We start from the raw sequence: 14,131 nt of genomic DNA, 5'->3' as shown, positions 1-14,131 counted from the left end.
GTTATGCCAATTGGTACGTAACGCGACAAACTGATGCGCCGTGAATTCCGCCCACTCTAGACAAAAACGGTTGATAATCCAATTGTTGGGAACAGAAAAAGCGTGAAAAAATTCTCTCCAGTGGCGCAGACGGAATTCCTCCGCAGATTTGCGCAGCGGAGGAAGGCGGGTTATTTAACGCTGACGTCGATACCCGGGAAGTATTTGGCCGCCAGACGGGTGATGGTGCCGTCAGCGCGAACCTTGTCGATTGCCGCATCTAGCTGCTTTTTACTCGCCTCGTCGCCTTTGCGCAGGCCATAGCCGATCCCGCTGCCGAGGATAGTATCGTCAGCCACCGGGTTGCCGATAAAGCCAAAGCCTTTGCCCTGCGGCTTGCTGAGGAAACCGGCCTGCCCGGCGGCAGACATCACCAGCGAAGCATCGATACGGCCGTTCAGCAGATCCGCCCATGCCATATTTTGATCTTTGTAGGACACCACCGTCACGCCCTGTTTCTCCCAGTGCTCTTTGGCAAAGGTTTCCTGAATTGAACCTTGCAACACGCCGACGGTTTTGCCTTTCAGCCCTTCCGGGGTGGCCTCCATACTGCTCCCGGCTTTACCGACCAGTTGCGACGGGATACGATAAATCGGCTGAGTAAAATCAATACTTTTGTGCCGCTGTTCAGTGATATTCATCGCCGAGTTAATGGCATCGAACTTCTTCGCCACCAGCCCCGGGATCAACGCATCAAACGAGGTCTCCACCCAGCTGCATTTCAGCTGGGCCGCCTTGCAAATGGCGTTTCCGAGGTCGATATCAAAACCTTCCAGCTCCCCTGCTGTGTTGCGGCTTTCAAACGGCGGATACTCCGCTTCCAGGCCGTAGCGCAGTTCGCCGGCGGCAAACGCAGAGAAGGTATACATCATCCCCAAAGCGAGGGTAAGGGCTGTTATTTTCATCTTCATCATGGGGCTCCTTAACGCGGCTTAACGTGACACAGTGCCTGCGCACCGGCCCGCAACGTAGCTTCATCTTTAGCAAAAGAGAGGCGAATCAGTTTGTTATCAGTACCATCCGTATAAAATGCCGACAGCGGTATAGTCGCCACGCCGTAGTCGGTTATCAGCCGCTTCACCATCTCGCTGTCGCTTTCGTCGCTGAAATGGCTGTAGTCCGCCAGCATAAAGAAAGAGCCAGCGCTTGGTAACAGGTGGAACGGTGAATCCGCCAGCAACTGGCGGAGTAAATCCCGCTTCTGCTGGTAGAACGGAGCCAGCGCAAGCCATGACTGGGGCTCGCTCATATGCTCTGCAAAAGCATATTGCATCGGTGTGTCGGCGGAGAACATCAGGAACTGGTGAACCTTGCAGATCTCGTCCATCAGCGCCGCTGGCGCGACGCAGTAGCCCACGCGCCAGCCGGTCACATGGTAGGTTTTGCCAAACGATGAGATGATGACGCTACGCTCAGCCAGCTGGGGATGGGTCGCCATCCCGTGGTGGTGTTCACCGTCAAAAACCACGTGTTCATACACTTCATCCGACAAAATCACGATATCAGTATTGCGCGTCAGCGCCGCCAACTGGTCTAAATCAGCGCGGGAAAATACCTGCCCGCTGGGATTATGCGGCGTATTGACAATGATCATCCGCGTGCGCGGGGTGATGGCGGCGCGGACCTCATCCCAGTTGACGCTAAAGTCAGGCACCGTCAGCTTAATGGCCACCGGCGTCGCGCCTTGCAAACGGACAATCGGCGCATAGCTGTCGAAAGAGGGTTCGAAGTAGATAACCTCATCGCCCGGATGTACCAGCCCACCGATAGCCGAGTAGATCCCCTGGCTGGCACTGGCAGTAATCAAGACTTCGCGGTCTACGTCATAGCGCGTGCCGTACAGGGTTGCCACCTTCCCGGCAATGCGCTCCTTCAGCGCTGGCAGGCCGGTCATCGGCGCATACTGGTTATGCCCCTGTTCCATCGCCCGCGTGACCCCGGCAACCAGCCGGGTATCGCAGGCAAAATTCGGCGCCCCCTGAGAAAGGTTGATGGCATCATACTGAGCGGAAAGTTGACCGATCACGGTAAAAATAGTCGTGCCGACATCCGGCAGTTTGGAGCATATGGTCACCGGGGTACTGAGACTCATAGTTAATCCTTTCTCATTTTATTTGCATAACCATTCAATCCAATGCGCTACCCGCCGACAACCGAATTGTTGTCATGGTAGCCATGCATTTTGATCATACCTTGAGAAAAAGAGACGGCCAGCCCCGGCAGAGCGGACGAGATAAATACTGACGGGTTAAGGTGTTAAAGCCGGATATCAGATTGCGGTAATCCGGAAGATGGCTGGCGAACAGCGATGCAGATCTCACGCACACCAGGCGCTAATATTAACTGCACGCTGGCCGGTCACATGCACTCCCAGGCGACCTCGCGGGTAATCGGGTTAAAGGGGCCGGAACTAAAAGCGGGTGGGCAGGATAGTCGGCAGGCCGAAATAGTGAGCCATATCCCCCGGCGCCAGCACGTTGTTTTTGAATTTTTGCGGGTCGATAATGCAAACCAGCGACGACAGTCCTGCCTGATGCTTCACCGGCAGCACCTCGGCCTCACGCTTAGCGAGACGTATGAAGGGTTTTGCCGTCATTGACGCCGCATTTAACCATCGGCTTATCCCGCCAGCCTTTCTGTGCCGGCAGACATTTACTCTCCAGGCCACATCATCGTTTACTGGCGGGCTGAGGATAAGCAGGCAAAAGTGGCACGCCAGGTCCCATTCCCTGAATAAAGCGGGCATACTGTTCATGATCAAAGTGCATAGCTGGAGATGAGATGTCGCGAAGCGCCCTGCCTTTTCATGCCGTGGAAACCTTTCTGGTCACCGCCAGGCACCTTAACTTAACCCATGCCGCGCGCGAGCTCTGCCTGACGCAGGGCGCCGTCAGCCGCCAGATAGCGGCGCTGGAGACGTGGTTTGGTTTCCCGCTTTTTGCCCGCCATGCGCGCGGACTGCATCTTTCGCCGCAGGGCAGCGCACTCTATCCCGAGCTGCAGTCCGCCTTCGGCCGTCTGCTCGCGGTGGCTGAGCAGGCCCGTCAACAGCAAACTGTAGTACGCCTGAAGGCGCCGACCTGCGCCATTCGCTGCCTGGTCCCCCGGCTGGTCACCATCGAGCAGCGCCATCCAGAACTGCAAATCGCGCTGACCACCACCACCGAGCATAGCGTCAATTTCAGGACCGAACCCTATGACGCCGCTATCGTCTTCGGGACTCACCACAGCGTCGGCGATCTGCTGTTTGAAGAAGCGCTGACACCGGTCTGCAACGCTGCTCTGAGCGGTGACAACAGGTTAAACGACGTCACTTTTTTGCACCCAACCCGGGACAAGACCGACTGGTCGCTGTGGCTGGCGGCATTCTCCCCGGACGCCCCGCTACTGATGCGTAAAAACCAGCATTTCGACACCATGGATCTGGCGATCACCGCGGCCATGCAAGGGCTGGGCGTCGCCATGGCTGACGCCACCCTGGTGGCTGAAGATGTCCGCGCTGGCCGCCTGGTGTGCCCTTTCACTTTAAGTGTAAAAACCGGCGCCAGCTACCGGCTGGTGCTCCGCAGCTCGCAAAGCAAAGCCGACGGTCTGGCGCGGTTTCGGGAGGAGCTGGTTAATCCAACGTAACGAGGTGGCGCATGACCCGGCGAAACAGCGCCAGCCGCGCGCGCATAAAGCGGTTTTCCAGCTTAAACCCGGCCCGTTTATGGAGCCCGATGCGCAACAGGCGATCGCGCCCGCGCAGGCTGGCGGGCCAGCGTACCGTCCCGGGCAGTTCGCTACAACGATGCCCGGCAAGGCGGGCGAAGTTCGCCCAGTAATCGGCAACCTGAGCAGCAAACGCGCAATCTTCCTCGCTGGCGTAGGTGCGCACCGGCTCGGCCAGTGAGAGCGTGTCAAACGCATATGGCACTTCATCGCCGTGCCACGCTCCGTGCGGAGAGGTTTCATCGGCGCCACGGGGAACATAGTCAAACCAGTAGCGCCAGCAAGGCTGTCCTAGCCGATGCTGGGCCTGCATCACCACATAGCCCACCGTGGTGAAGGCCATATCGCGGCACACTTCGCGCCCCAGATTCTCATCCCCCTTCACACCGGGATAGAGCAGTTTGATCAGCCCCAGGCCAAAGCGCCGCTCGCGGCGCAGTTTTTGGATCTGCCCGGCAATATCGATGCCAAATACCGCCATCACGCTGGCCTCGTCGCTGTTAGAGCCAACCATCACCGGCATCGGATGCTGCAGACCGGCAAAAAAGGCCTCCAGCATCGGCTGCGGTAGCACCGCATCGCCGACGATCGGCGCCGGTCCGGTATTCAGCGGCGCGGTCAGCGACCAGAACGCCTGCGCCGGAATCGCCCGTAGTTGTGCGGCGCTGGCCTCCGGCAACGAGAAATGTTCCGCCAGCAAACGTCCTTTCTCCAGCGCTTTTTCGCGCGGTAAATCCGGCAGCGTATAACCGCTCTGGATGATGGCCTTATGGAACAGTCCGCGGGATTTTGGCGATACCATCAGCGAGAGCACGCTGCGCGCCCCGGCCGATTCGCCAAACAGAGTGACGTTGGTGGCGTCGCCGCCAAAAGCATGAATGTTATCCTGCACCCATTGCAGCGCGGCGATTTGATCGAGGAGGGCGAAATTATAGACCCGCTCGCCATCTTCCCCTTCCAGCGCCGGATGGGCAAAGAATCCAAGATGACCCAGCCGATAGTTGACGGTCACCACCACCATGTTGCGGGCCGCCAGTGCTTTGCCATCGTAAGGCGGCAGGCTGCCGGCGCCGATGGTAAACCCGCCGCCATGCAGCCAGACCATGACCGGCAGCGGCTGAGTGCGCCCGGCAGGTGCCCAGACGTTAAGGTAGAGACAATCCTCTGAGAAGCGACCGGGATCGCCGCCGCCCAGCTCGCGGCAGTACTCAATATCTTGCCAGCTGGCGGCGGAGAAAGTGTCGGCCTGGCGGACGCCCTGCCAGCGCGCGGGCGGTTGCGGCGCGCGCCAGCGGAGTTCGCCGATCGGCGGCGCGGCGAAGGGAATGCCGCGCCAGAGATGAATGCCCTGTTCAGTGATGCCGGATAACGTCCCCTGCCGGGTGTTGACCAGTGGCATTGACGGGTTCTGCATGACCTGCTTCCTTTTACTGACTGTCGTCAAAGATTCATGTCAGCAGAGTACCGGTTTCAGAGCAGACCGCAACGACGTTTACTGCGCTCCTCCGCCTGTTGGTAGAGGGCAAACTCGTCCAGCACCACGCAACCCAGCGCCGTTTCAAAAGCCTCGCGGCTGGCATTGCCGTGGCTGCGGGCCTGAATTTCATTGCCGAGATTCGACTGGAAAATCCCTGCCGCGCTCACCGGTAAAAAATCTTCATAAATAATCGGTTGCGCCACTACCCAGCCACGTTCGATCAACGGCTGCGGATCGTCGCCGGGGCCAAAGGCATGGCGATGGGCTTCCCCGGCGGGGGTCAGACGATAGCGGAACCACGCCAGTCCCTGCTGACGTAGCAGGAATTCGCTGTCCGGGAACTGGCTGAACACCTCCTGCAGATGACGCTGATGGTTGAGGTTGTCTTTGCCAACGCCAGCCTCATTCAGCAAGCGATCATACAACGCCCGGCCTTTCGGTGTCAGCGCAATCCCGCGTTGCTCTATCTCGCCAAAACGCGCACTGTGGGTTCCCTGATGCTCTCCGGCAAATATCACCGGTTCTTCAAGGGCCTTAAAACTGGTCTGGCGCAGCAGAATCGGCACCTCACGACGCGGCGGTCCTTCAATCAATGCCTTCGGCACAATCCCGCACCCCGGCATTAGCGCCTGAACCCGGTCGATATCCAGCGTGCGCGGCGTCAGATGGTTGATATGGCAGCCGGGGAAGCAGACCACATCGGCAATCAGCCGGTGCTCGTTATGCAGCGCATGATAGGTGTCGGCATCCACCGTTGCGTGGCTGTGCCAGCGGAACGTCTCCAGCGCTTCACGGACAAATTCCCGGGCCTGCGCCGGCGAAAAGTGGCCCTGCTCTTCGTGTAAAGCGATAAGTTCACGACAGCGGGGGGTAAAAATATCGCGCCGGGCGAGGATCGCCGCTGCATGCTGGCGCAGCTCAACGTTGGCAATCAACTCCAGGCGCAGCAGCGACGTAAAAATACGAAACGGATTACGTGCCAGCGCTGCGTCATCAACCGGACGAAACGCGGTGGAGTGCACCGGCACACCGGCCTGTGACAGGTCGTAATAGCTGACAGGGAACATCCCCATAATGGCAAACATACGCCGCAGCGTCGCCAGTTCTTCCGCCGTGCCAACGCGGATGGCGCCGTGGCGCTCGACGTTAAGCCGCGACAGCTCATCGGCATTCGCCAGTTGCTCATGCAGTTCAGGATTATGCTCCAGCACCGCCAGATTTACGTCCGCCACCAGCTCCAGTAACGTCCCGTATTGTGGAACTTCCTGCTGGTACATCGCCGACATTGCCTGCGAAAAATTTTCCCGAATCTCATCAGCCGTGATGGTGTTCGCCATGATGCCTTACCTCCAGTGAATACTTCCTGGAGTGTAGAAAAGGCCCATGGCGACAGCAGGAAGAATTTACAAATTGTGATGAGGATAACCTGCCTCCGCCATCTGTTCGGTTCTGAGCATAACCGTGGGTTATGCAAAACGACAGTTAATTTCACTTTAAATTAACAAAACATTTACACACACTGTTTCTGGCGATATGACAATAACAAGCCCTCTACCGATAAAAACGGAGCCGCTACCCTATGAATGACAAATGGTCACCACGCGAGGTTGTGCATCGCGACTATAGCAGTCACCCGCCCGCCTTTACGCCGGGCTATAAAACCAGCGTCCTGCGCTCACCACGCAATGCACTGATCTCACTACAGAATTCCTTGTCTGAAATTACCGGCCCGATCTTCGGCCACGACGATCTCGGGCCGCTGGATAGCGACCTGATCCTTAATTACGCCAAAGAAGGTCTGCCTATTGGCGAGCGTATTATTGTGCACGGCTACGTGCGCGACGGCTTCGGCCGCCCGATGAAAAACACGCTGGTCGAAGTGTGGCAGGCCAACGCTGGCGGCCGTTATCGGCATAAAAAGGATCAGTATCTGGCCCCCATCGACCCCAATTTCGGCGGCTGCGGTCGGGTGCTGACGGATGAAAACGGCTACTACTGCTTTCGCACCATTAAGCCTGGCCCCTATCCGTGGCGTAATCAGGTTAGCGACTGGCGCCCGGCGCATATTCACTTTTCCCTCTCCGGGGATGCATGGGCGCAGCGCCTGATTACGCAAATGTATTTCGAGGGCGACCCGTTAATTAAACAGTGTCCGATCGTCAAAACCATTAATAACGACGATGCGGTTCGCACACTGATTGCCGAACTCGACACCCGTGCCGCCGTGCCGCTGGATTGTCTCGCCTATCGCTTTGATCTTGTGCTGCGCGGCCATCGCGCCACGCTGTTTGAAAACCGCACTCAGGGGGCTGCCCGATGAAAGAGTATTTAGCCGAAACCGCTTCGCAGACCGCCGGACCCTATGTGCATATCGGCCTCGCACCCGACGCTGCCGGCTTTCATATTTTTGAAAAGAATTTCGGCCCGCAGCTCACCACACCAGATACCGAAGGTGAGCGCATTACTATCGAAGGCCGGGTGATCGATGGTTCCGGGACGCCGGTGCGCGACGTGCTGCTGGAACTCTGGCAGGCCAATGCCGCCGGGCGCTATCACCATCCCGACGATCGCCAGCTGCACAAAAAGGTCGATCCGGCCTTTCGCGGCTGGGGACGCAGCTGCTCGGACTTTACCTCCGGCATCTGGCGTTTTGAAACCATTAAGCCGGGCTCCGTGGTCGGCCGCGATGGCCGAATGATGGCGCCACACGTCAATTTATGGGTGGTGGCGCGAGGCATCAATATTGGTCTCAATACGCGGATGTACTTTTCCGACGAGCAGGAGGCAAACCGCGCCGACCCGGTGCTTAATCTGATCGAGTGGGAGGTGCGTCGTCAGACGCTGATTGCCCAACGCGAAGTGCGCGGCAGTGAAATCGTCTACCGTTTTGATATTCATCTGCAGGGTGAGAACGAAACCGTCTTCTTTGATATCTGAGTCACTTTCCACCTGATTTTGCCCCGACCGAGTCGGGGCGTCTGTTTTTTCATCAAAATAAAAAATTTGTAATACAAGAGAGTGAAATGTTAATAATATTTTGCTATCAGGTTATCAAATTTCAATAACTTCGCTTGTCACTCGCAGCGCTCTGTTTTTAACATCAACTATGGAAAAAAATGGTCTTTTTAGTCAGCGCATTCGCTTGCGCCATCTACACACCTTCGTGGCCGTCGCTCAACAGGGAACGCTGGGGCGTGCGGCTGAAACACTCAATCTAAGCCAACCTGCCTTATCAAAAACGCTCAATGAGCTGGAGCAGTTGACCGGTACGCGACTGTTCGAGCGCGGGCGGCTGGGGGCCCAACTGACGCTGGTCGGCGAACAGTTTCTCACCCATGCGGTTAAGGTCCTCGACGCGCTGAATACCGCAGGCCAGGCGCTTAACCGCAAAGAGGGGCTGAATAACGATGTGGTGCGCATCGGCGCCCTCCCGACCGCTGCATTAGGTATTTTGCCCACCGTCATCGGCCAGTTTCACAAGCAGCAAAAAGATATCACGCTGCAGGTGGCAACCATGAACAACACCATGCTGCTGGCGGGCTTAAAATCGGGAGAAATCGATATTGGGATCGGGCGCATGTCTGATCCGGAGCTGATGAGCGGCCTCAACTACGAGCTGCTGTTCCTCGAATCCCTGAAGCTGGTGGTTCGCCCCGGCCATCCGCTATTGCAGGAAACCGTGACCCTCAGTCGGGTAATGGAGTGGCCGGTCGTTGTCTCCCCCAAAGGCACTGTTCCGCGGCAGAATGCGGAAACGCTGTTGCAAAGCCAGGGGTGTAAAATCCCCGCCGGCTGTATCGAAACCCTCTCCGCGTCGCTCTCGCGTCAGCTGACCGTGGATTATGACTACATCTGGTTCGTCCCCTCCGGCGCAGTCAAAGACGACTTACGCCGTGGGCTACTGACCGCCCTGCCGGTGCCCACCCAGGGCGCGGGGGAACCGATCGGTATTTTAACGCGCGTCGATGCCGCCTTCTCATCTGGCGCACAAACCTTACTCAGCGCCATCCGCAAATCCATGCCGACATAATGAACGCCGGATACGGCACCTGACGCCATGTCCGGCACTTCTAAGCCCTTCTCTCCCGCCCGCAACCAGGCTTTTTGCCGCCGTCACCAACGGGAAGATCAGTGGGCTAATCAATTAATGCGATATTGTTTATTAACAATTGCGCAAACTTCATTAACAGATTTATCATTGCCCTGATTTCACCAAATGGTTCATTCGAAATCAATACTACTTGTGAATACCGCGGACATGAAGGTATGCCATCCTTCACTCAAAAGCATACCCGTATTTTTTGATTCATTTGGTTCGCGTCTGGCAATGGAAGGTTTAAGGAGACAAAATGGCAACTGGCAACGTGCCGCGAGGATTTCCCCGGATCCTGCAGTGGCTTCTCGCCGGGCTGATGCTCATCATCGGCCTGGCTATCGGTGTTCTTGGGGTCAAGCTCGCCACGCTGGGCGGTACCCTCTATTTCGCAATCATGGGTTTGGCGATGGTTATCGCCGCCGTGCTTATCTTCGGCAATCGTCGCGTCGGTATTGTGCTGTATGCCATCGCGTTCATCGCCTCTGTCGTCTGGGCGATCGGCGATGCGGGCTGGACCTACTGGCCGCTCTTTTCACGCCTGTTCGCGTTCGGCGCGCTGGCGCTGCTCTCGGCTCTCGTCTGGCCATATCTTTCGGCCCCATCGGCGAAGAAAGGCCCGGCGTTTGGCCTGGCCGCGGTGCTGGCCGTGGTGCTGGCCGCCAGCTTTGGCTGGATGTTCAAATCACAGCCGCTGGTCAGTGCCACGGAAGACGTACCGGTCAAACCGGTTGCCCCGGATGAACAGCAGAAGAACTGGGAGCACTGGGGTAACACCACCCACGGCGACCGCTTTGCCGCCCTCGACCAGATTAACAAGCAGAACGTCAACCGGTTGCAGGTGGCCTGGGTCGCCCATACCGGCGATATCCCGCAAAGCAACGGTTCCGGCGCGGAAGACCAGAACACCCCGCTGCAAATCGGCGACACGCTGTACGTCTGCACGCCGTACAGCAAAGTGCTGGCGCTGGATGTCGATAGCGGAAAGGAAAAGTGGCGCTATGATTCAAAAGCCACGGCGCCGAACTGGCAGCGCTGCCGCGGCCTTGGCTATTACGAAGACCGCCAGGTACAGGCCACCACGGCGGGCGACGTTCATCCTGCCGCCTGCGCCCGGCGTCTGTTCCTGCCGACCACCGATGCCCGTTTGATCGCGCTTGACGCCGATACAGGCAAAACCTGTGAGGCGTTCGGCGATCGCGGTACCGTCGATCTGGGCGTCGGGATGGGTGAAATCAAACCGGGCTACTATCAGCAAACCTCTACCCCGCTGGTTGCCGGTAACGTCGTCGTTGTCGGCGGCCGCGTGGCGGATAACTTCTCCACCGGCGAGCCTCCTGGCGTGGTCCGCGCCTACGATGTCCACACCGGTAAACTGGCCTGGGCGTGGGATCCGGGTAATCCGGACCTGACCGGTCTGCCGCCGGAAGGCCAGAGCTACACCCGCGGCACACCAAACGTCTGGTCGGCAATGTCCTATGACGCGAAACTGAATCTGATCTATCTGCCAACCGGCAACGCCACCCCGGACTTCTTCGGCGGTGAACGAACCGCGCTGGATGACAAATACAGCTCCTCAATCGTCGCCGTTGACGCCACGACCGGCCAGGTGCGCTGGCACTACCAGACCACCCACCACGATCTGTGGGACTTCGACCTGCCGTCACAGCCACTGTTGTACGACCTTCCCGACGGGAAAGGCGGCACCACGCCGGTGCTGGTGCAGACCAGCAAGCAGGGGATGATCTTTATGCTCAACCGCGCGACCGGGGAACCGGTGGCGAAAGTCGAAGAGCGTCCGGTTCCAGCCGGGACAATTAAAGGCGAACGCTACTCTCCGACGCAGCCCTACTCCGTAGGCATGCCAATGATTGGCAATGACACGCTGAAAGAGTCGGATATGTGGGGTGCGACGCCAGTGGACCTGCTGATCTGCCGAATCGCCTTTAAAGCCATGCGTCATCAGGGCATCTTCACACCGCCAGGCGAAGACCGCTCGCTGCAGTATCCGGGCTCGCTGGGCGGCATGAACTGGGGCAGCGTCTCGGTGGATCCGAACAACAGCCTGATGTTCGTCAACGATATGCGCCTTGGTCTGGCGAACTATATGGTTCCGCGTGAAAAAGTCGCCAAAAATGCCAGCGGTATTGAGATGGGGATTGTGCCGATGGAAGGGACGCCGTTCGGCGCAATGCGTGAGCGCTTCCTGTCGCCGCTGGGTATTCCGTGCCAGAAACCGCCGTTCGGTACGATGTCCGCCGTGGATCTGAAGAGCGGTAAACTGGTGTGGCAGGTACCGGTAGGCACCGTTGAAGATACCGGCCCGCTGGGTATTCGCATGCATATGCCGATCCCTATCGGGATGCCGACTCTGGGCGCATCGCTGTCAACCCAGTCCGGTCTGCTGTTCTTCGCCGGGACTCAGGACTTCTATCTGCGCGCGTTTGATACCGCCAACGGTAAGGAGATCTGGAAATCTCGTCTGCCGGTCGGCAGTCAGTCCGGCCCGATGACCTACGTTTCGCCAAAAACCGGCAAACAATACATTATCATCAACGCCGGCGGCGCGCGTCAGTCGCCGGATCGCGGTGATTACATCATCGCCTACGCGTTACCTGACCAGAAATAAAAACAAAAAACCCAACCTCCACCGGGGGTTGGGTTTTCATTTCAAACCGGCGACTACCGTCTGACGACCGCGGACGCCGACCCATCAATTCTCGCCGAAATGAATAACGGTGCGAATCGATTTCCCTTCATGCATCAGATCAAAAGCCTCGTTAATCTGGTCCAAAGGCAGGCGATGGGTAATAAACGGATCGAGGTCGATTTTACCGACCATCGCGTCTTCAACCATCCCCGGCAACTGGGTACGCCCTTTCACCCCGCCGAACGCCGAACCGCGCCATACGCGCCCGGTCACCAGCTGGAACGGACGGGTTTTGATCTCCTGGCCCGCACCGGCAACGCCGATAATCACGCTCTCGCCCCAGCCTTTGTGACAGCACTCGAGCGCCGCGCGCATCACGTTGACGTTGCCAATACATTCGAAGCTAAAGTCCACGCCGCCATCGGTGAGCTCAACGATCACATCCTGAACCGGCTTATCATAATCATTCGGGTTGATAAAATCGGTCGCGCCCATCTCTTTGGCGAGGGTGAATTTTTCCGGGTTGGTATCAACCGCCAGAATACGCCCGGCTTTCGCCTGTACCGCGCCCTGGATGACCGCCAGGCCAATCCCGCCAAGGCCGAAGACCGCCACGGTATCGCCCTCTTTGACCTTCGCCGTGTTGTGAACGGCACCGATACCGGTCGTTACGCCGCAGCCCAGCAGACAGACTTTATCCAGCGGCGCCTGCGGGTTGACCTTCGCCAGTGAAATTTCGGCTACCACGGTGTATTCGCTGAAGGTACTGGTGCCCATGTAGTGGTAAATCGGCTCGCCGTTGTAGGAGAAACGGGTGGTGCCGTCCGGCATCAGACCTTTCCCTTGAGTGGCGCGTACCGCCTGGCAGAGGTTCGTTTTGCCGGATTTACAGAATTTGCACTCGCGGCACTCTGCGGTATACAGCGGGATAACGTGATCGCCTGGCTGCAGGCTGGTGACGCCTTCACCAACTTCGACCACGATACCGCCGCCCTCGTGACCCAGCACGGCCGGGAATACGCCTTCCGGATCGTCACCAGACAGCGTAAACGCATCGGTATGACAGACGCCGGTATGGGTAATTTTGACCAGTACCTCGCCTTTTTTCGGCGGAGCAACGTCAATTTCAACAATCTTCAGCGGTTGGCCTGGGCCAAACGCGACAGCTGCACGTGATTTCATAACCGTCTCTTCCTTCGTGGTGATTTATTTTAAATAGGATCGTAGCAGATGGCCGACTTCCGCCATTCTGGCAGCGCGCTGATCCGGGGTGGTTTCGCCGCTGACCAGCTCATCCTGGAGGTGAATTTCGACCATTTCGCCCATCAGGCCGTTGGTTGCCCCGCGGATAGAGGCAATCTGCTGCAGAATCGACATACAGGATTCGCCGGACTCCAGCGCCCTTTCCAGAGCTTCAACCTGCCCACGAATACGACGTACGCGGCTGAGCGCGCGTTTTTTGTCTTCAGGTGAATGTGGCACTGCGACACCCTCAATATTATATAGGGGGGTATACTATATTTTATTCAGTAAAGTGGCAAACTGAAACGCCGCTTTAAACCGTAGCGCAGCGACAAGCGGTTGAGGTCAGTTGAGCTGGAGCGCCATTTCCACGCAGCGTAAATCCGCTTTCGCCAGCTTTGACGGCAGCAGCTTTTCGCGCACGGCGACAAAACCATGGCGCCGATAAAACCCGGCCGCATTCGGCGTCGCTTCCAGCGTCAGGCGCGGGAGATTCCGCCGCCGCGCTTCGGCGATAATGGTCGTCAAAATCATTCCGGCGCAACCTTTTCCGCCCCATTCGGGCAACGTAAAGATGGCTTCCACGCTGGCCGCGCGGAGATCAAGAAAGCCGGTCGCCACCGGGCGCCCGCTCTCTTCCTCAACGACAAAAAAGGGATTGTCGCGCACCGCATGGCGATACCCTTCCGGCATCGTATCCGGCGTCCAGGCCTCGAGGACCGCGGCTGCGTAGCTCTCACGACAGCCGTTGCGAATGGCCTGATTGCGGATGTTCCATAGCGCAGGTGCCTCATCCGGCACGGCAAGTCTGACTTTCATGTTGGACTCCTTTTTCCTCAGTCCGTATCAGATCTACCACAACCGGCAGCGGAAGGAATAAAAAAACCCCGCTCGGCGGCGGGGTCAGGAGATCGGGAGT

At 57.9% G+C, this 14,131-nt stretch carries 12 protein-coding genes and 1 pseudogene; 5 read left to right on the top strand and 8 right to left on the bottom strand.

Features of this window, described 5'->3' with window-relative positions:
- Nucleotides 1–170: 170 nt before the first annotated feature.
- The 3 genes and pseudogenes from ACZAHD_RS03760 to ACZAHD_RS03750 form a co-directional block, all read right to left on the bottom strand.
- Complete coding sequence (locus tag ACZAHD_RS03760) at nt 171–944, bottom strand: transporter substrate-binding domain-containing protein (RefSeq protein WP_462455591.1); 774 nt, start codon at nt 942–944, stop codon at nt 171–173.
- Between the two features lie 17 nt (nt 945–961).
- Nucleotides 962–2,131 carry a methionine aminotransferase gene (locus ACZAHD_RS03755; protein ID WP_462455588.1) on the bottom strand — a complete coding sequence of 390 codons (1,170 nt, stop codon included), beginning with the start codon at nt 2,129–2,131 and terminating at the stop codon, nt 962–964.
- A gap of 284 nt (nt 2,132–2,415) precedes the next feature.
- A pseudogene (locus ACZAHD_RS03750) lies at nt 2,416–2,635 on the bottom strand (hydrolase); the annotation flags it as partial.
- 185 nt (nt 2,636–2,820) lie between these two features.
- On the opposite strand from ACZAHD_RS03750, the gene ACZAHD_RS03745 reads away from it, so the two are divergent.
- On the top strand, nt 2,821–3,669 hold the full coding sequence (locus ACZAHD_RS03745; RefSeq protein ID WP_462455587.1) for a LysR family transcriptional regulator: 849 nt from the start codon (nt 2,821–2,823) through the stop codon (nt 3,667–3,669).
- Here ACZAHD_RS03745 and ACZAHD_RS03740 read toward each other — a convergent pair.
- Complete coding sequence (locus tag ACZAHD_RS03740) at nt 3,656–5,164, bottom strand: carboxylesterase/lipase family protein (RefSeq protein ID WP_462455586.1); 1,509 nt, start codon at nt 5,162–5,164, stop codon at nt 3,656–3,658. The genes ACZAHD_RS03745 and ACZAHD_RS03740 overlap by 14 nt on opposite strands.
- Nucleotides 5,165–5,220: 56 nt before the next feature.
- Nucleotides 5,221–6,564 (bottom strand): 2-oxoadipate dioxygenase/decarboxylase HglS, encoded by a 1,344-nt coding sequence (hglS, locus tag ACZAHD_RS03735; RefSeq protein ID WP_462455585.1) that lies wholly within the window; start codon nt 6,562–6,564, stop codon nt 5,221–5,223.
- 242 nt (nt 6,565–6,806) lie between these two features.
- On the opposite strand from hglS, the gene pcaH reads away from it, so the two are divergent.
- The 4 genes from pcaH to ACZAHD_RS03715 all read left to right on the top strand — a co-directional run bounded on the left by pcaH (nt 6,807) and on the right by ACZAHD_RS03715 (nt 11,949).
- A complete protein-coding gene (gene pcaH / locus ACZAHD_RS03730) occupies nt 6,807–7,547 on the top strand; it encodes a protocatechuate 3,4-dioxygenase subunit beta (RefSeq protein WP_462455584.1) in 741 nt (246 codons plus the stop codon).
- Complete coding sequence (gene pcaG, locus ACZAHD_RS03725; protein ID WP_462455583.1) at nt 7,544–8,164, top strand: protocatechuate 3,4-dioxygenase subunit alpha; 621 nt, start codon at nt 7,544–7,546, stop codon at nt 8,162–8,164. The genes pcaH and pcaG overlap by 4 nt, the downstream gene beginning before the upstream one ends.
- 169 nt (nt 8,165–8,333) lie before the next feature.
- Entirely contained in the window at nt 8,334–9,257 is a 924-nt protein-coding gene (locus ACZAHD_RS03720) for a LysR substrate-binding domain-containing protein (RefSeq protein ID WP_462455582.1), read from the top strand.
- Between the two features lie 319 nt (nt 9,258–9,576).
- Nucleotides 9,577–11,949, top strand: coding sequence for a membrane-bound PQQ-dependent dehydrogenase, glucose/quinate/shikimate family (locus ACZAHD_RS03715; protein WP_462455581.1), 2,373 nt, complete (start codon nt 9,577–9,579; stop codon nt 11,947–11,949).
- Between the two features lie 84 nt (nt 11,950–12,033).
- Here ACZAHD_RS03715 and ACZAHD_RS03710 read toward each other — a convergent pair whose 3' ends face one another.
- From ACZAHD_RS03710 to ACZAHD_RS03700, 3 genes are all read right to left on the bottom strand, one after another.
- The gene (locus ACZAHD_RS03710; protein WP_462455580.1) at nt 12,034–13,152 is read right to left on the bottom strand and encodes an S-(hydroxymethyl)glutathione dehydrogenase/class III alcohol dehydrogenase; all 1,119 of its coding nucleotides are present in this window, start codon (nt 13,150–13,152) and stop codon (nt 12,034–12,036) included.
- A gap of 24 nt (nt 13,153–13,176) precedes the next feature.
- On the bottom strand, nt 13,177–13,452 hold the full coding sequence (locus ACZAHD_RS03705) for a metal/formaldehyde-sensitive transcriptional repressor (RefSeq protein ID WP_004861424.1): 276 nt from the start codon (nt 13,450–13,452) through the stop codon (nt 13,177–13,179).
- A gap of 105 nt (nt 13,453–13,557) precedes the next feature.
- Entirely contained in the window at nt 13,558–14,031 is a 474-nt protein-coding gene (locus tag ACZAHD_RS03700; protein ID WP_462455579.1) for a GNAT family N-acetyltransferase, read from the bottom strand.
- Nucleotides 14,032–14,131 lie beyond the last annotated feature (100 nt).

This window comes from Raoultella sp. (assembly GCF_039594335.1).
GTDB lineage: Bacteria > Pseudomonadota > Gammaproteobacteria > Enterobacterales > Enterobacteriaceae > Klebsiella.
The sequence above is the reverse complement of the archived record's forward strand: the minus strand, read 5'-3'. Positions and strand labels throughout refer to the sequence as shown.